Source organism: Pseudomonas sp. RIT-PI-o, assembly GCF_001297215.1.
Lineage (GTDB): Bacteria > Pseudomonadota > Gammaproteobacteria > Pseudomonadales > Pseudomonadaceae > Aquipseudomonas > Aquipseudomonas moraviensis_A.
This window is the reverse complement of sequence record NZ_LHPA01000044.1, coordinates 83,913-100,416: the sequence shown is the minus strand read 5'-3', so window position 1 is coordinate 100,416 and position 16,504 is coordinate 83,913. Positions and strand designations below refer to the sequence as shown.

Sequence of the window (16,504 nt, the reverse complement as noted above, 5' to 3'; positions counted from 1 at the left end):
AGAGGTTGTTATTAACCGAGTGGTGCGTATTAAATAGTTATAAGAACGGCTCCGATAGTGAGTTATTTTCATAAGCATATGAGTGAAACGCATATGAGCGCAGCAGGAACGGTCATTCTCGATGGCGGCATGGGCCGTGAGTTGCAACGCGCCGGTGCGCCATTTCGCCAGCCCGAGTGGTCGGCACTGGCGCTGAGCGAAGCGCCGCTAGCGGTCGAGGCGGTGCATGCCGCTTACATCAATAGCGGCGCCAATGTGATCACCAGCAACAGTTACGCAGTGGTACCGTTTCACATTGGTGAAGAGCGCTTTGCCGCTGAAGGTCAGGCGCTTGCAGCACTGGCGGGGGAAGTGGCGCAGCGCGCGGTGCAGGCTTCAGGTAGATCCGTACGCGTTGCCGGCTCATTGCCGCCGCTGTTCGGCTCGTACCGTCCGGATCTGTTCGAGGCTGCTCGCGTGACCGAACTGTTGACGCCTTTGGTTAACGGTCTGGCCCCATATGTCGACCTGTGGCTGGCAGAAACGCAAAGCTCGATCGTCGAGGCGCGCGCCATTCACGCCGGGCTGCCGAAGGATGGCAAACCGTTCTGGCTGTCATTCACCCTCAAGGACGAAGACACCGATGAAGTGCCGCGCCTGCGCTCCGGTGAGCCCGTTGCCGAAGCGGCTGCGGCGGCGGCTGAGCTCGGCGTCGAAACGTTGCTGTTCAACTGCAGCCAGCCTGAAGTGATTGGCGCGGCCATCGACGCGGCGCGCGCAACGTTCGAGCGTCTCGGCGTGAACATCAACATCGGCGCGTACGCCAATGCGTTTCCTCCGCAACCGAAGGAAGCCACGGCCAACGACGGACTCGACCCGCTGCGTGACGATCTTGATCCGCCGGGGTATCTGCACTGGGCGCTGGACTGGCAACAGCGCGGCGCCACTCACTTGGGCGGCTGCTGCGGGATCGGGCCGGAGCATATTGCGGTGCTGGCGCAGGAACTGCGTCGATAAGCCTGACCCCGCCAATTGTGGGAGCGAGCCTGCTCGCGAAAGCGGTCAGTCAGTCAACATTCGCAGTGACTGACATACCGCCTTCGCGGGCAGGCTCGCTCCCACAGGGTATTTGAGAAATTCAGCTACGGCACTCGGCCAAGCCTTTCACTTGGCCACCCGGCGTCTGGTTTTCATCGCTCAACCAGCGCTCGAACCCGGTGCCAATCGCCGCCCATTCCGCATCCAGAATCGAATACCACGCGGTATCGCGGTTCTGTCCCTTGACCACCATGTGCTGGCGGAACACTCCTTCGAAGCTGAAGCCCAAACGCTCGGCCGCGTATTTGGAGCGGGCGTTGCCGTTGTTGCACTTCCATTCCAGGCGCCGGTAACCCAGCTCGAACGAGTACTTGGCCAGCAGGTACACCGCCTCGGTGCTTTTCGGCGAGCGCTGCATGGGTGCGCCGAAGGTGACGTGACCGATTTCAATACGACCTTGGGCCGGGACGATCGACATCAGGCTGAGGATGCCCTGGACCTGATCAGTCGCGCGGTCGATGACGCTGAAGAAATACGGGTCGCTGTTGGCCGCATGGTTGTTCAACCAGTCGTTGAACGCGCTGCGCTCGCGAAACGGCCCGTAAGGCAGATAATCCCAGAGTTTCGGATCGGCGCCCGGCCCTTCCAGAGCAGCGTAGAGTTGCTCGGCATGCCGTGCCGGGTCGAGTTTCTCCAGACGAATGAAGCGGCCTTCAAGCAAGGTGGCGGAGGGGGCGGGGACGCCTTTCCAGTCAGCGAGTGAAGCGGTCATGTGCGCGTCTCCTTAAAGTGCTTTACGAAACTGGATGAAACCCGGGCGTTCGGCGATGCGCTCGTAGAGCTGGATCGCGGTGGCGTTGGTTTCGTGGGTCAGCCAGTGGACTTTGCAGCAACCATCGGCCTTGGCGGTAGCGTAGACATGTTCGATCAACAGGCGGCCGACGCCCGTGCCCCGCGACTCGGGCACGACCAGCAGATCCTGCAGGTAGCAGGAGTTTTCGATGCTCCAGTTCGAGCGATGATAGATGTAATGCACCATGCCCAACGCTTTGCCATCAGCCCAGGCGATGGCCGCGTGGGTCGGTTCGTTCGGGTCGAGAAAGCGCTGCCAGGTGCTTTGGGTCACGGTGTCCGGTAGCTCGGTGTTGTAAAAGCGCAGGTAGGCCTGCCACAGCGGCAGCCAGGCGGCGTGGTCATTGGCGCTGACCGGGCGAATATCGATCTGGGTCATGCGGGTCTCCTTAGCGCATCAAGCGAGCGAGGGTCTGGTCGTTGGCGTCGGGGCTGGCGGCGAGGCCTTCGCGCACCCCGGCAATGTCTTCGGCGCTGCGGTTCTGGCTGAGCTTGCGTTTGCCTTCGAGGCGATCGATGGGAATGGCAAAACCGACAATGGCCTTGAGCATGCCGTCGATGTAATCGGCCGGCGCATCTTCCACCGACCAAGGCTGGGCGCGGCCCGCTTCGTGACGGTCGGTCAGGGTGCTGACGATGTCGAGCAGCCGCCCGCCATCGCTGAAGGTCTCGGCATGACCGTAGGCGTGTACGGCGATGTAGTTCCAGGTCGGCACGACTTTGCCGTGTTCGGCTTTGCTCGGATAGAAGCTCGGGCTGACGTAGGCGTCTGGGCCAGCGAAGATCAGCATCGCTTCGGCGCCGTCGCGCAGGTCTTTCCACTGCGGGTTGGCTTTGGCCAGATGACCGTAGAGCGTGCCGTATTCGCCCTGTTCGCGATGCAGCAGCACTGGCACATGGCTGGCTTGCAGTCCGCTCTCACCGTGGCTGACCAGAATGGCCAGGCGAGTGGCAAGGATCAGTTCGTGCAGTTGGGACAAGTCTTCGATGGCAAAGGCGCGTGGTGTGTACATGGACAGATTTTCCTTGGCGAATGCCTGCATCCTAGGCAGGCTATTGGTCTGTTGTAAGAGCCATTGCCGAGCCATTTCACAGGTCCATTGCCATGTCTGATCTGCCACCGCTGTCGATGCCGTTCAATCCGGCCGGAATCGCGCTTGATCGCCGTCAGGGCTTGAGTCGCCAGCTCTATCAGGCCCTGCGTCTGCGGGTACTCGACGGACGTCTGGTCAGTGGCACGCGATTGCCGGCCAGCCGCGACCTGGCCTCGGCTCTGGGAATATCCCGCAACAGCGTGGTGCGCGCCTACGATCAGTTGTATGCAGAGGGCTTTATCGAAGGACGCGTGGGCGACGGCACCTATGTCGCGCAATTGGCTCAGGGTTCCACCTCGAAGAAAAAACTATCCACAAATCCATCCACAGGCTTGTCAACAGGCTTACCCACAGCCTTATCCACAAATTGGCTGGATTTACCTGTGAATCCATCCAGCAAAGTTATCCACAGCGGTGGATTTTCCCGTATCGAAAAGCATCATTTGCCCCGACCACCGAGCGGTCCGCCGCGGGCTTTTCGGGTGGGCGTTCCAGCGTTCGATCTGTTCCCTTTCGAGGTGTGGGCCAAGCTGAATGCGGCTTTCTGGCGCAAACCGGATCTGCAGCAACTGTGTTATGGCGACCCGTCCGGTGATGCGCGGCTGCGCGCAATGATCGCTGCTTATCTGCGCAGCTCGCGGGGCATGCAGTGCTCGGCTGAGCAAATTGTGATCACCAGTGGCGCGCAGCAGGGCATAAGCCTTTGTGCACAGCTGCTGGTCGAGCCGGGCGACGGGGTGGCGATCGAGAATCCGGGCTATCGCGCCGCCGGGCATGCCTTCGCCGTAGCGGGGGCGAAGTTGCACGGCGTGGCGGTAGACGGCGAGGGCATCGATTGCAGCGCCATGGCTCAGCTCAGCGACTGCCGTGTGGCCTACGTCACGCCGTCTCATCAGTACCCGACCGGCGTGGTGATGAGTCTGGCCCGGCGTCTGGAGTTGCTCGCCTGGGCCGAGCGCGTCGGTGGCTGGATCGTCGAGGATGACTATGACGGCGAATATCGATACACCGGCGCGCCGCTGGCGCCGTTGGCCGCACTTGATCGTCAGGGTCGTGTGCTCTACGTCGGCACGTTCGGCAAAGTCGCCTTTCCGGCGTTGCGCCTCGGTTATCTGGTGCTGCCGCCAGCACTGGTCGAGGCGTTCTCGCAACGCCGTGCCGTCGACGTGCGGCATTCGGAAGTCAGCACCCAGGCGGTGATGGCCGAGTTCATGGCTGCCGGGCATTTTCAGCGGCATATCCGCCGGATGCGCCGGGCTGCGCTGAGCCGGCGCAATTGCTTGCTCGAAGGTTGGCCGACAGCAATCGCCGGTGTCGGTCAATTGCCCGCCGTGTCCGCCGGGCTGCACCTGACCGTCGCTGTGGACACCGTAGAGCGCGAGCAACAGTTGATCGCTCGGGCCGCGGATGTCGATGTCGAGATCAACGGCCTGAGCACTTACTGGTTGCCGGACTCAACCACACCCATGGCCCGGCGCGCCGGCCTGGTGCTGGGTTTTGCCGCGGTGCCGGAGGCTGCGATCACAGCGGCACTGGCGCGCTTGCGCCAGGCTTGGGGAGGTTGAAGAACAACGCCTCGGCCGAGCGACTGGAAATTTCGCTGCGATGGATTTCAATCAGTTGCTGGTTGCTTGGCTGGCTGGGCTCGTAGGCGCCGCCCATTCGCTGTTGGGCGACGGTTTTCATGTGCCCGCGAACGAACGATGGATCATGCGCCTCAGCGCTGCTGTAGTGAAAATGGGCATAGCACAGGACCTTGTCATTATGGGCATCACGAATCCGGTACTCGTCGAGGAAATCATGCTGACGGCGTCTGATCGGCCGCCGGGTCACGGTTTTGTCGATGGTTATTTCTCCCTTTTCCTTGAGCCATTGCATGCCCGCCGCCGTGGGTAATTGCTGTTTGACCAGGCGAATGCGCGTGCTGGTGCCTTTTTCTTCCAGGGTTTTCGCTGCTTTGTCGAGCGCGTGGCTGAGCGTTTCGGAGGGTTCATGCGGGCCCGCGGTGAGGTTCCTGGCGGTCAGTGCTTCGTCGATCGCCGCAATGGCCTTGCGCAAGAGTGCGGCATGCTGGTGGTATTCCTCCTCGACCTCCACCGGAATCCGCGCGCCGCGCTTGAGGCGCGCCTCGATGCGCCGATGAAATGCCGCCAGGCCATCGATCAGTGCCTGGCCCTCGCGAACACTGTTTTTCAAGTCGACGGGAGAGGTTGGCGCCGGCGTCGGCGGCGTACGCTGTTCGACCCAGACACCGGGCGACTCTTCGTGGAATGTGGCAATGACGCCCGTCAGATGGGTGCGCACTTCCATCGTTTCGGTAGCGTCATCGCCGACGCTTTTCTTGCGTTCGCCGACCACGGTGCCCCTTGATCGTGTGTGGATGATCTGTCGATTCGAGGCAGACGCGGATGGCGTTGACGGACCAGCCTGCGGCACCAGCAGATGCCGGTAGCGCAACAGGTCGGCGAGGCGATTGTCGGCGGCGGCCTTGAAGGCAATCACCCGCGCTTGTACATGTTTGAGTCGGTCTGTGTGGAGCTGGTCGGAATATTCGCTGGCCAGATCGCTGAAGCGTTTGTTCACCGAATCGAACTGCTGGGCGACATTGCTCAAGGCATCGATGCGTCCACGCAAGTCGCCCAGGCTTTCATCGGCGCTCAAGTCCAGCGAGCTCTGGATATTCAGCGCAGCGTCTTCGATGAGATCGGCCAGTGCCTGTTGAGCGCTGGCATGGTCCGTGGTGTCGCCCGGCTTGATACATATTCTCTCGGCGAGGCTGATTTGCAGCACTTTGAGGTCGTTCAACCGGTAATCCGGCAAAGCGTCCCGATAGACACGCATGGCTTGCACGGCGTCTTTTCCCAACAGCTTCATTTCTTCGAAGCAGACGTGTGCCGCCTCGATTTTCTCGATGATGCTCTGAGTGGTGTCATTCAGGCTGACCGCCGCCTGGCTGAATGCTTCAGGCTCGACGGTGCGCCCATCCGCGATCATTGTCTGCATGGCCTCGACACTTTGTTGAAAGTGTGAGGAATGCTCGTTGAGCCACTCCTGGCCCAGAAACAATTGCATTTGCAGGCGCTCGGTCATGACGGTGCGGTAATTGGGAATGGTCTGATTGAGATTCAACTCTCTGATCTGCTGAATGTTCGCTGCGTACTCCTTGTACTGGGCGTCGAGTGTGGCGAGGTACTGAGTGCGCGCCTGTGACTGCGCCTGCGGCAAAGCATCGCTCAAGGCATCACGGTCCGCGTTCAGACGTAGCTCCTTGGCATGCATGGTGTCATCGAAGGCGGTGATTTTTTCGGTCAACGCTTTGGCGACGGTCTGCCTGCTGCCACGGGATTTTTGCAGTGCCGAGTCCAGGCCCCCGCCGCGCAGACGCAGGCGCATATCGATCACCCACTCGCCCCTGACGGAATAGGCCAGTGTCGGACCGAAGCGGCGTGGTTGCTGGCGCGAGTCGATAATCTGCACTTTATCGTGTTCGTTGCGCATCACCTCGAACCAGCGCTCGCCGACCTGCACGTACCAGGTGTCGCGATGAGGGTGCAGGCCCCGGTGCGTGCCGTCGCTGGCGGCGGCGCCAAGATCTTTCGGTCGGTCGAGCTTGAAGCTGTCGAGAACCTTGGCCAGGGCCTGCGGCGAGCGTTTCAGTGCGGTGACGATATCGATGGTGGTCGCGTGTACGCCGGTCATTTCAGCGCCGATGACATCGGGCAATTGCAGCGCCTTGGGTACTTTTACGGCCGGGTTGAGGGACGTTGTTTGTTTTTCTGGCTGCGCCAACGATTCATGTGCTGGTGCCTCGCCGACTGCCGCGCGATGCGCCAGGACCATGCCCAGGGCCAGAAGGATGTCGGCAATTGCCGTCCACGCGATCTTGCCCGACTGCTGATTGGCAACGTCGGTGACTTCTTGCAGATCGTCCATGATTTGCCAGATCCACGCCGCCGTGCCGACGCTGCGCCCCAGAAACGGCAGAGCGGCATTGAACATCAGCCAGCCGCCCTGTTTCAGGGTGGCCCAGCGTGCCTCGGCGTTGGACACCGATTGCCGGTCGGCCTGGGTCAGCAGGGCCTGTACGTTGCGGTCATGAAGGGTTTCCAGCACGTCGCCGGTCAGCACTTGGGTACCCAGCGCGACGGGGCCCGACATGTCGAGTGCCGTCGTCGGATTGACCAGCATCTGTGGAATTGTCCACACCGACGGCAGCCTGGCGGTAAAGACAAACTGGCTGTAATTGAAACGTACGTCATCGGGCAACCACGCCAGCACCGAATCGCGTAAATGTCGCGAATGCTCGATCGCGTAGAGGAGGTTGGCGTGCCCGGGATATTGCATCAACGGCATCTCGAACAGCGGACGGTACAGCAGGCAGGGGCCCTTGTTCGCTTCGCGCGGGCCGATGACGTACATGTTGACGACGCTGTCGGTTACGGAACTGCTGCGGTGCGCGACAAAGGCCAGCGGGCGGATCACGATTTCCTCGCCATCGACGTAGCGCTCTGCGCCGGTCGTCGCCAGCGCCGCTGCCACGTAGCGATACCCCGACTCATCAAGGCCGCCCCGGCCCTGGATCTTGTGCTGCAACGCCAGCAATGGCAGCTCGATGCGTAACTGGCTCTTGTATAACTCTTTCAAGGCCGACGCCTGATCGGTGTCGTCTACCAGACATGCCTTCAAGTGCGCTGGATAGGTCTTGCCGATATCCACCGTCCTGACCAGTTTTTCCAGGTAGGCCACGGTCATCCACGCAGGCACTGCGCTGGCGTTTTTATAGCTCACGGTCTTGTTGCCCAGTGGCAGTCCGGCGAGATTCTGCAGGGCAAGTTCCGGCAACGTCAGGGACTGGACGCTGGTGTTGCCGGGCAATACGAACGTGCCCCAGACCACCAGGCTGGTGATGGTGATCAGAATGTCATCGGGGTTGATGTCCTTGGCGCTCGTCTGGTCCTTCGCCATCTGTTGCACCAAGGCGTCGCGGGTGTACGCGCGCAGGTCGATGACTTCGCTCTGGAACGATTTGCCGTCGTGTTCATGCGCAAACGTGGTCAGGTCCAGCAGATGCCGGCTATAGCGTGCCTGATCGACGGGCAGCGCATCGTTCAGCCACTGCGGCAGCATCGGTCGCAGTCGCTCGAAATGTGTCTCAAGGCGCGGCGTCGGTTCAGCCGTTTTGCCCAGGGTTCCGGTGTGCGGATAGACGCGGTTGAGCGGCCTTTCAGCAAAAAAATTGATCTCCCCCAAGGCGTCGGCCTCAAGCGAAATCAAGGTGCAGGCCTGATGATCGAAGAAATTGCCCTGCGGTTCGACCAGCCGCCACCTGAGGTGCGGATCTGCGCAAGTGGCACCGAAGCGTTGCTGCAGATCCTCGCCAAGCGCTTGCAGCGAGTCGAAGTGCTGGTAACCGCGAGTGACCGCGTGAGTGAGAATCACGCTGCGTTCCGCAACCGTGCCAATGATCACCGCCATATCGAGCAAGGCCAGGTGGGCGGGCTGTGCGGTGTCTTGCCGGTCGAGGTCGATCAGGCAGGCCCGTGTGTCGTAGGTGTCAGCGCTCATGCGTTGTTGCCTGTCGGGCTGGCGGAACACCGCCTCGGCGACGGCGGTTTGAGCGGCATCCCAGCCATGGCTGGCATCGGCTCTCCATAAATTGCGCAACGCTTGCGACAACTGCTGCCAGCGCGGCTGTCCCGGGTAGGTGAACTCATCCCAGTAGATGACGTGTCGATCCTTGTAGGCGATGAACAACAGCGGTGCGAGCTCGTTGAGCAGCAGACCGATGGCCTCGATTTTCACCGGCAACTGCACGGGGGCCGGCCAGGCAGGCTGCTGGGTCAGATAATGCTCGCCGTCCAGATAGGTCACGGTTTTGCCGGTCATGCCAAGGCGTACCAGCGCATCGGTCAGCGATTCAACGTTGGGCCGACCGGCGAAGACTTGATCGTCATCGATCTCCCAGGTCGGTTCTACGACCATGGCCAATTGCGGATCTATCTCAAGGTTGGGGTACAGCGTCTTGAGTGCCGGGCCCAGCGTTTTCGTGGCGACTTCATGGAGTGAGGGGCCGGTGACCAGTTGGGTCACGATATCGACGGCACTGGGTGAGGGGAGTTCGGGCATCAGTGATTCCTGCTCTGTCGGGCGCCGAATGCCGGCGGTTCAGGGCAAGTTAAAAGGCGCCACGTTCGCGCGTGCGGTACATAGATCTGCCGGGCAAAAAAAGACCCGCGTGCGCGGGTCTTGGAGGCGGTACGGGGATCAGGTTCCGGATTTGATTTTGGTCCACGCCCGCGTTCGTGCGCGTTCGGCATCCCGAGGCAGCGGCTGCAAGGTGTAGAGCGTGCTCATCGCCGCATCGGTCGGGTACAGGTTCGGGTTGTTGCGAATGGCCGGATCGACCAGACCGGTGGCGTCCTTGTTCGGATTGGGATATCCGACAAAATCGCTGACCGGGGCGATCACCGCAGGTTGCAGCAGATAGTTGATGAAGGTGTAGGCGTCCTCGGTATTCTTCGCACCTTTGGGGATGGCGAGCATGTCGAACCAGATCGGCGCCCCTTCTTTTGGCAGGCGCATGTCCACCACCACACCGTTTTTCGCTTCTTTGGCGCGGTTGGCCGCTTGCGAGAAGCTGCCGGAATAACCGACGGCCACGCAGATGTCGCCGTTGGCGATGTCGGCCATGTATTTGGAGGAATGAAAGTAGGTCACGTAGGGGCGGATCTTCATCAGCAGCGCTTCGGCCTTGGCGTAATCCGCCGGTTTCTTGCTGTTGGGGTCCAGACCCAGGTGTTGCAGGGCCAGCGGCAGAATCTCCGACGGTGAATCGAGCAGGGCGACACCGCACTGCTTGAGCTTGCTGATGTTCTCTTCCTTGAAGATCAGGTCCCAACTGTCCACTGGCGCGTTGTCGCCCAGCGCTGCCTTGATCCTGGCCGGATTGAAGCCGATCAGGATGGTGCCGTACATGTAAGGCACGGCGAATTTGTTTCCCGGATCATTGGCTTCGATCAGCTTCATCAGTTTCGGATCAAGGTGATTCCAGTTCGGCAGCTTGCTGCGATCCAGCGGCTGGAATACTCCGGCCTCGATCTGTTTGGCGAGGAAGACGTTGGACGGCACTACCACGTCGTAGCCGGAATTGCCGGTGAGCAACTTGGCCTCAAGGGCTTCGTTGGTGTCGAAGATGTCGTAGATCAGTTTGGTCTGGGTGTTCTGCGCCTTGAACTCGTCCAGCGCTTTGGGGGTGATGTAGTCGAACCAGTTGTAGACGCGCAGTGTGCGTTCTTCGGCGTGGGCGCCGGCGCTCAGCATGGCCGCGCACAGCGCCGAGGCGATCAGTCGCTTTTTCATTGTTCAAAACCTTCCAGCACGTTCACGGCGTTGATGCCGATCTCTTCAACGGCGTAGCCACCTTCCATGACGAACAGGGTCGGTTTGCCAAGGGCGGCAATGCGTTTGCCCATGGCCAGGTAATCCGGGCTGTCGAGTTTGAACTGCGAGATCGGGTCGTCCTTGAACGTGTCGACCCCGAGGGAAACGACGATGATGTCCGCGCCATAACTGTCGATTTCGCCGCAGGCCCGATCCAGCGCCGCGCTCCACACGTCCCAGCCGGAACCGGCCGGCAGCGGATAATTGAAATTGAACCCTTCACCGGCACCTTCGCCGCGCTCGTCGTCGTAGCCGAGGAAGAACGGAAACTCCGCTTCCGGGTGGCCGTGGATCGAAGTGAACAGGACGTCGCTGCGCGCGTAGAAAATCGACTGGGTGCCGTTGCCGTGGTGGTAATCGACGTCGAGGATCGCGACTTTCCGGTGACCCTGATCGAGGAACGCTTGCGCGGCGATGGCGGCGTTGTTGAGGTAGCAATAACCGCCCATCAAATCGCTGGCAGCGTGATGACCCGGCGGACGGCACAGGGCGAAGGCCGCGCGGGCGCCACCCTGGATTTGCGCTTGCGCGGTCAGGGCCACTTGCGCTGCGCTGTAGGCCGCTTGCCAGGTGCCGGCGGTGATCGGTGCGCCACCGTCGAAGCTGTAATAACCGAGCTGGCCGTGCAGGCTGGTCGGTTTGATCGCACGCAGCGTGCGCGCCGGCCAGGTGTAGGGCAGCAGGTCGCCGTCGGTGTTGAACGCGGTCCAGCGATCCCACGCACCTTTGAAAAATTCCAGATAGTCACGGCTGTGAATGCGCGCGATCGGCTCCAGACCGAAATCCCTCGGCGCTTCGACGGCACCGAGATTCTGCTTCTGCACCCGTTGCAGTACGTGGTCGGCACGAGAGGGCATCTCGAAGCATGGCTTGAGCTGGCCATCGATGAGCTCACAGCGGCCATGGTGCAAGTGGTGATCATCTGAGTAGATCGTCAGCATTTGTTGTTCTCCGCAGGGCTGATTCGGTGGTCTTCAGTGTTGCGGGGCGAGGTGAATCGGAGAACGTCGGGAGCGGCCAAAAGGGGATCGAAATGGCCAAAACCTCTGACCGCAATTCGCCCCTTGATAACGCTGGCTCAAGGGTGAAATACGAACTCTTGTAGGAGTGAGCCTGCTCGCGATAGCGGTCCGTCAGGCAAAGAATGTGTTGGATGATAAATGGCCATCGCGAGCAGGCTCACTCCTACAGGGAGGATCAATGCGGCCGGAACTGACTCGGCGCCACGCCGCTCCAGCGCACAAAGGCATGGCGGAAACTGGCGGTCTCACTGAAGCCCAGCGTCTCGGCGATCCGATAGATCGGCAACTGATCCTCACACAACATCTGCTTGGCCCGCTCGAAACGCAATTCATCGAGCAGTTCCTGATAGCTGCTGCCCATGTCTTTCAGATGCCGGCGCAAGGTGCGCGGTGAACACTTCATCTGCTGCGCGAGCCCTTCGAGTCCCGGCGCGGCATTCAATTGCGCGCTGAGCAGCTGACGAATCCGCCCCAGCCAGGCCTGACGTCCGGTGAACTCCAGATTCTGCTTGCGGCAACGTTCGGCCATGGCCTGATGGGTAATAGCGTCGGCCAGCGGCAACGGCTGATCCAGCCAGTGGCGGTCGAAGGCGAAGGCGTTGTCCTTGGCCGAGAACTGCAGCGGCGAGTTGAAAGGTTCAGCATAACTGTCGCGGTAATCGGGCGCGGCGTGCTCGAAACGCGTAGCGCGCAGTGGCAGCGCATGGCCGAGCAAGTCGTCGCAGATGACTTTCAGCGACACCAGACAAAATTCGGCATTGAACACCGCCATGGCCGGGCTCTCGCGATAGTCGGCGGCGACGAACCACACCTGCTCGCCATCGTCTTCCAGGCTCAGTTCGAACAGCGTTCCCAACAGCGCCGGATAACGGATCGCCAGGCGCAAAGCGTCACCGAAGGTGGCACAGGTCAGCAGGGCGTAACCGAGCATGCCGTAACAGGAGACGTGCATGCGCCGGCCCAGTTCGAGGCCGATGTCACGCTTGAGCGCGACCGCGTTGGTGCAGACCTGCATCTCCTGATGGGTGGTGATGCGCGTGTCGGCCCGCTGCAGATCTGCCGCAACGATGCCGCTGCCAGCCAGCAACGCCTCGCTCGACAGGCCTTCGGCCTTGAAGGTGTTGAGGATCAGCGAGACCGCGTTGAGGGTGGTGAGGTGGGAGTGGAGCATAAGAAGTTCCCCGATCATGGATGGGGATACACCAGCAATTTATGTGCCGCTCAAGATAATTTGTAATGTCGAGATTATATTGGAAGTTAAACTTCCAATCTCTGACGAGAGATTTGCAAGTTGCAAGTTATGTTTTTAAAGTTGCCTCTAAGCCGTTGAGTAATCAGAGCAGGACATGGCCCATGTCAATTCTAAATATTAAGCTGCGCTTGGTCTACTGTCAGAAATCACAGGTTTTTGGCGAATTGTTAACCGTTTGTCGAATATTTTTATTTATAGGTATTTTTTTTGACAGCTACATAAGTCGGGTCTAGTTTGCCAGTGGATGTCGCTAATTGTTTATTGGATGTTGCGAGTTTTTCAGTAAATATGAATTTTGACCAATGTGTCGATAAGGAGATTTAAATGAGCGGTTCACTAGCTAAAAAATATTCGCTGGAATTTTTCAAAGGCAGCAAGAAGGCGCTTCAAGGCCAGATTACTGTGGAGGTTGACGGTCGCAAGCAAACGTTTCCGGTCATTCACGCCGAAGTTCGTGCTAATGAAATTGTTTTCGACTTCGATATGAGCGGCGGAGATCCGGGCCGCAATAATATTATCGGCGTGGTAATCGGCAAAGCTTATTTGAATACGAAAGTGGAGTTTGTAGCGCACGGCGACCCTGTTTATTTGTTGTTTCAGGATTCTGTGCAAGAGTGGGTGGCGACAAAGGGCTGGATTCGAGTGGAGTGGCAAGAGGGCAGTAAAAATATAGCTGGGTTGCTGGGTGATGTTCAAGGCGATAGAGACGGTAACTCCATACTCACCGGCGGAAAATTCGAAGTTACTTTAGATTAATTGTTTAAACCTTCCTGCATCAATTTTGCAGGAAGGTTTATTTATGATGAAAAGTGTATTGGACAGCGCTGGTCAGACCAGCTCTCCACACAGATCCAGCTCAACCAGTTGACGAACTTCCTGTGTGTTAAGCCCTGCGCCAAGCAGACCATGCAACTTGCCGAACGCCGCTTCGCGGGTCATGCCCCCACCGGACAACACGCCCACACTTCGCAAGCGGCTGCCCGCTTCGTACACATCAAGCTCAACGCCACCTTCATGACACTGCGTGACTGCAACCACGACCACGCCGTTATCCCGTGCGCGGCCAAGGCTGGCGAGGAATTGCGGGTTGTCGCTCGGCCCTGTGCCGCTGCCGTAGCACTCCAGCACCAGACCTTGAATGCCGCTGTCGAGCAGGCCGTCGAGCACCTCGGCGCTGATGCCCGGGAACAGTGGCAACACCGCCACCTTGGCCAGTTGCTTCGGCTGGTTGTAGTTCAACGACGCTGGAATCGAAGGCGCTTTCAGGCCACCGCCCTGACGCTCAAGTCGTTTGAACGGATGACGGCCAAAACTGCGCACTTTCGCGCAACGGGTCGGAGCCAGCAGTTCGCCGTGGAAGTACAGATGCACGCCGGGCGCCAGGCCTTGGCCGAGGGCAACCAGCGCGCCGCCGAGGTTTTCCCAGGCATCGCTGTCGGTCACGCCTGCCGGCAGCATCGAACCGGTGAAGCACACGCGGGCGTGAAGACCGAGCAATTGAAAACTCATCGCCGCTGCGCTGTACGCCAGCGTGTCGGTGCCGTGCAGGATCAGCACGCTGTCGCAGCCTTTTACGTCAACGGCATCGACCACCGCTTCGCGCAGTTGCTGCCAGTAGGCCGGGGTCATGTTGGCGCTGTCGATCAGCGGCGACATCTCGCGAAATTGCCACTGCGGCACCACCAGCTCAGGCTGGCTGTGCAGGTAGTCACGCATCCGCGCTTCGAAACCGGACGCCGGGGCCAGGCCGTTGGCGCTGGCCTGCATGCCGATGGTGCCACCGGTGTAGAGCACCATGACGTGTTGGGCGGCGGGATAGGAATGGGCAATCATCTGAGGTCTCCACAAGAGATGACATTGTAGGAGTGAGCCTGCTCGCGATAGCAGTCTTTCAGCCAACATAAATGTTGAATGATCAATCGCTATCGCGAGCAGGCTCACTCCTACAAGTTATTGCATCACAATAACTGACGGGCGCAGCGGATGCGCCCGTCATTCACCTGTCAGCGTTGCGCTGCAGGTACGCCTTGCGGCGCAGTTTCAGTCTGGCCCGCAGCGGCTGGCGGGTTGACTGGCCAAGCGTTGCGATCCAGATCCAGATCGGCAAATTTGCTGGAGTCAAATACTGGCTGTTTGACGCCGGCGCGGCGCTGTTCGTCGTAGTCGCGCATCACGCGCAGGCCGACCTTGAACAGCATGGCCAGGGCCACCAGGTTGACGAAGGCCAGGCAGGTCATGGTGATATCGGCGAAGGCGAACACGGTCGACAGGTCCTGCATCGAACCCCAGACCACCAGCGCCAGCACCAGGCCACGGAACAGCATCAGCAGGGCGCGGTTGCGGCTGAGGAACTGCAGGCTGTTTTCGCCCAGGTAGTAGTTGTAGAGGATGCAGGTGAAGACGAACAGCGACAGCGCGACGCTGACGAACATGCGACCCCAGTCACCGACTACGGCAGCCAGCGAGTTCTGGGTCAGGACGATGCCGTCACCTTCGAAGCCCGGCGTATAGAAGCCCGACAGCAGGATCAGCAGTGCGGTGCAGGTGCAGATCACGAAGGTATCGAGGAACACGCTGAAAGCCTGGACCACGCCCTGTGCACCCGGGTGCTTTACGGCGGCCACAGCGGCGACGTTCGGCGCACTGCCCAGACCCGCTTCGTTGGCAAACACGCCACGCTTCACGCCCATGACGATGGCACTGCCGAGCAGGCCACCAAAGGCCGGATCGAGACCGAAGGCGCTCTTGAAGATGGTTTCCAGCATGGCCGGCACGTGTTCGATCTGGGTGCCGATCACATAAAGGGTCACGCCGATATAGGCCAGGGTCTTGATCGGGACCAGCAGGTCGGAGACCGAAGCGATGCGCTTGATCCCGCCGATGAAAGTGATGGCCAGCAGCACCGCGAGGACGATCCCGGTGTGGCGCGGGTCGAAGTCAAAGGCGTTCTGCAGCGAGTGGGTCACGGTGTAGGACTGCAGGCCAATGAAGGCGAAGCCGTAAGTGACCAGCAGCAGAATCGAGAAAACCACCGCCATGCCTTTGAGCTTGAGCCCGTGCTGGATGTAGTAGGCCGGGCCGCCACGGTACAGGCCGTCGCCATCGGCGCGCTTGTAGACCTGGGCCAGGGTGCACTCGAAGAAGCTGCTGGACATGCCGACCAGTGCGGTCACCCACATCCAGAACACCGCACCCGGACCACCGAGGGTCACGGCGATGCCGACACCGGCGATGTTGCCTGCACCGACGCGGCCGGCGAGGCTGAGCATCAAGGCCTGGAACGAGCTGAGTTGCCCGGCGCTGCCTTTGAGGCTGTCGCGGAACACCGCGAACATGTGGAAGAAGTGACGCAGTTGAACGAAACGCGAGCGAATCGTGAAGTAGCTACCGAGCCCGACAATGAGCACGATCAGTACTTTCCCTGAGAGGAAGTCGTTGATGACTTCGAGCATGGATTTTTCCTCGCTGTTTTTTGTGGGTGCAAATGCTGGATCGGAGAAACATCGTGTTACACCGGTCTGCGCGCGGCACGACGGGTGAGGCGAAGGTTTCGTCCCGGATCCATATCGCGGGTTTTGTTATTAGTTCGGGTTTCGCATGGGTAATGGCCTCGTTACCGACGACCGCTCACGCGAAGAGGGGCGGCACTATACCGATCAGTGGCGCGCCCGTCTGCACGGTAGTGGTGCAAGCGACGAAACGAAGCGTTGAAACACCCGGCGTTACCGGCGCCGGGCTTTTGTAGGAGTGAGCCTGCTCGCGATGCAGGCGCTGCGGTTCTAATGGCACACCGCGTCATCGTTCATCGCGAGCAGGCTCACTCCCAC

At 60.2% G+C, this 16,504-nt stretch carries 12 protein-coding genes; 3 read left to right on the top strand and 9 right to left on the bottom strand.

Features of this window, described 5'->3' with window-relative positions:
• Positions 1 to 93: 93 nt before the first annotated feature.
• Positions 94 to 996: a homocysteine S-methyltransferase family protein gene (locus AEQ63_RS24370; protein WP_064365161.1), complete on the top strand. Its 903-nt coding sequence runs from the start codon at positions 94 to 96 to the stop codon at positions 994 to 996.
• A gap of 121 nt (positions 997 to 1,117) precedes the next feature.
• On the opposite strand, the gene AEQ63_RS24365 is transcribed toward AEQ63_RS24370, so the two are convergent.
• The 3 genes from AEQ63_RS24365 to AEQ63_RS24355 are packed head-to-tail and all read right to left on the bottom strand — an operon-like array spanning position 1,118 to position 2,882.
• Positions 1,118 to 1,789, bottom strand: a complete 672-nt coding sequence (locus tag AEQ63_RS24365; protein ID WP_064365160.1) for a GNAT family N-acetyltransferase — start codon at positions 1,787 to 1,789, stop codon at positions 1,118 to 1,120.
• Between the two features lie 12 nt (positions 1,790 to 1,801).
• Positions 1,802 to 2,248: a GNAT family N-acetyltransferase gene (locus tag AEQ63_RS24360; protein ID WP_064365159.1), complete on the bottom strand. Its 447-nt coding sequence runs from the start codon at positions 2,246 to 2,248 to the stop codon at positions 1,802 to 1,804.
• Between the two features lie 10 nt (positions 2,249 to 2,258).
• Positions 2,259 to 2,882, bottom strand: coding sequence for an FMN-binding negative transcriptional regulator (locus AEQ63_RS24355; RefSeq protein ID WP_064365158.1), 624 nt, complete (start codon positions 2,880 to 2,882; stop codon positions 2,259 to 2,261).
• A gap of 92 nt (positions 2,883 to 2,974) precedes the next feature.
• On the opposite strand from AEQ63_RS24355, the gene pdxR reads away from it, so the two are divergent.
• Positions 2,975 to 4,528, top strand: coding sequence for a MocR-like pyridoxine biosynthesis transcription factor PdxR (pdxR, locus tag AEQ63_RS24350; RefSeq protein WP_064365157.1), 1,554 nt, complete (start codon positions 2,975 to 2,977; stop codon positions 4,526 to 4,528).
• Here pdxR and AEQ63_RS24345 read toward each other — a convergent pair.
• The 4 genes from AEQ63_RS24345 to AEQ63_RS24330 form a co-directional block, all read right to left on the bottom strand.
• Positions 4,485 to 9,089 carry a dermonecrotic toxin domain-containing protein gene (locus AEQ63_RS24345; protein ID WP_064365156.1) on the bottom strand — a complete coding sequence of 1,535 codons (4,605 nt, stop codon included), beginning with the start codon at positions 9,087 to 9,089 and terminating at the stop codon, positions 4,485 to 4,487. The two genes, pdxR and AEQ63_RS24345, sit on opposite strands and share 44 nt — an antisense overlap.
• A 138-nt stretch (positions 9,090 to 9,227) precedes the next feature.
• Positions 9,228 to 10,322 carry a polyamine ABC transporter substrate-binding protein gene (locus AEQ63_RS24340; RefSeq protein ID WP_064365155.1) on the bottom strand — a complete coding sequence of 365 codons (1,095 nt, stop codon included), beginning with the start codon at positions 10,320 to 10,322 and terminating at the stop codon, positions 9,228 to 9,230.
• Positions 10,319 to 11,344 carry a histone deacetylase family protein gene (locus tag AEQ63_RS24335; protein ID WP_064365154.1) on the bottom strand — a complete coding sequence of 342 codons (1,026 nt, stop codon included), beginning with the start codon at positions 11,342 to 11,344 and terminating at the stop codon, positions 10,319 to 10,321. Before AEQ63_RS24335 ends, AEQ63_RS24340 begins: the two co-directional genes overlap by 4 nt.
• A 256-nt stretch (positions 11,345 to 11,600) precedes the next feature.
• A complete protein-coding gene (locus AEQ63_RS24330; protein ID WP_064365153.1) occupies positions 11,601 to 12,596 on the bottom strand; it encodes an AraC family transcriptional regulator in 996 nt (331 codons plus the stop codon).
• Positions 12,597 to 13,001: 405 nt separating this feature from the next.
• On the opposite strand from AEQ63_RS24330, the gene AEQ63_RS24325 reads away from it, so the two are divergent.
• Positions 13,002 to 13,433 (top strand): hypothetical protein, encoded by a 432-nt coding sequence (locus AEQ63_RS24325; protein ID WP_064365152.1) that lies wholly within the window; start codon positions 13,002 to 13,004, stop codon positions 13,431 to 13,433.
• A gap of 72 nt (positions 13,434 to 13,505) precedes the next feature.
• On the opposite strand, the gene AEQ63_RS24320 is transcribed toward AEQ63_RS24325, so the two are convergent.
• Both AEQ63_RS24320 and AEQ63_RS24315 read right to left on the bottom strand, forming a co-directional pair.
• Positions 13,506 to 14,510, bottom strand: coding sequence for an asparaginase (locus tag AEQ63_RS24320; protein WP_064365151.1), 1,005 nt, complete (start codon positions 14,508 to 14,510; stop codon positions 13,506 to 13,508).
• Positions 14,511 to 14,680: 170 nt separating this feature from the next.
• Positions 14,681 to 16,129, bottom strand: coding sequence for an alanine/glycine:cation symporter family protein (locus AEQ63_RS24315; protein ID WP_042608066.1), 1,449 nt, complete (start codon positions 16,127 to 16,129; stop codon positions 14,681 to 14,683).
• Positions 16,130 to 16,504 lie beyond the last annotated feature (375 nt).

Coding starts and splice junctions, on each gene's coding strand:
- AEQ63_RS24325 (WP_064365152.1), top strand. CDS start 13,002: ATGAGCGGTTCACTAGCTAAAAAATATTCGCTGGAATTTTTCAAAGGC.
- AEQ63_RS24330 (WP_064365153.1), bottom strand. CDS start 12,596: ATGCTCCACTCCCACCTCACCACCCTCAACGCGGTCTCGCTGATCCTC.
- pdxR (WP_064365157.1), top strand. CDS start 2,975: ATGTCTGATCTGCCACCGCTGTCGATGCCGTTCAATCCGGCCGGAATC.
- AEQ63_RS24370 (WP_064365161.1), top strand. CDS start 94: ATGAGCGCAGCAGGAACGGTCATTCTCGATGGCGGCATGGGCCGTGAG.
- AEQ63_RS24355 (WP_064365158.1), bottom strand. CDS start 2,882: ATGTACACACCACGCGCCTTTGCCATCGAAGACTTGTCCCAACTGCAC.
- AEQ63_RS24365 (WP_064365160.1), bottom strand. CDS start 1,789: ATGACCGCTTCACTCGCTGACTGGAAAGGCGTCCCCGCCCCCTCCGCC.
- AEQ63_RS24345 (WP_064365156.1), bottom strand. CDS start 9,089: ATGCCCGAACTCCCCTCACCCAGTGCCGTCGATATCGTGACCCAACTG.
- AEQ63_RS24360 (WP_064365159.1), bottom strand. CDS start 2,248: ATGACCCAGATCGATATTCGCCCGGTCAGCGCCAATGACCACGCCGCC.
- AEQ63_RS24320 (WP_064365151.1), bottom strand. CDS start 14,510: ATGATTGCCCATTCCTATCCCGCCGCCCAACACGTCATGGTGCTCTAC.
- AEQ63_RS24340 (WP_064365155.1), bottom strand. CDS start 10,322: ATGAAAAAGCGACTGATCGCCTCGGCGCTGTGCGCGGCCATGCTGAGC.
- AEQ63_RS24315 (WP_042608066.1), bottom strand. CDS start 16,129: ATGCTCGAAGTCATCAACGACTTCCTCTCAGGGAAAGTACTGATCGTG.
- AEQ63_RS24335 (WP_064365154.1), bottom strand. CDS start 11,344: ATGCTGACGATCTACTCAGATGATCACCACTTGCACCATGGCCGCTGT.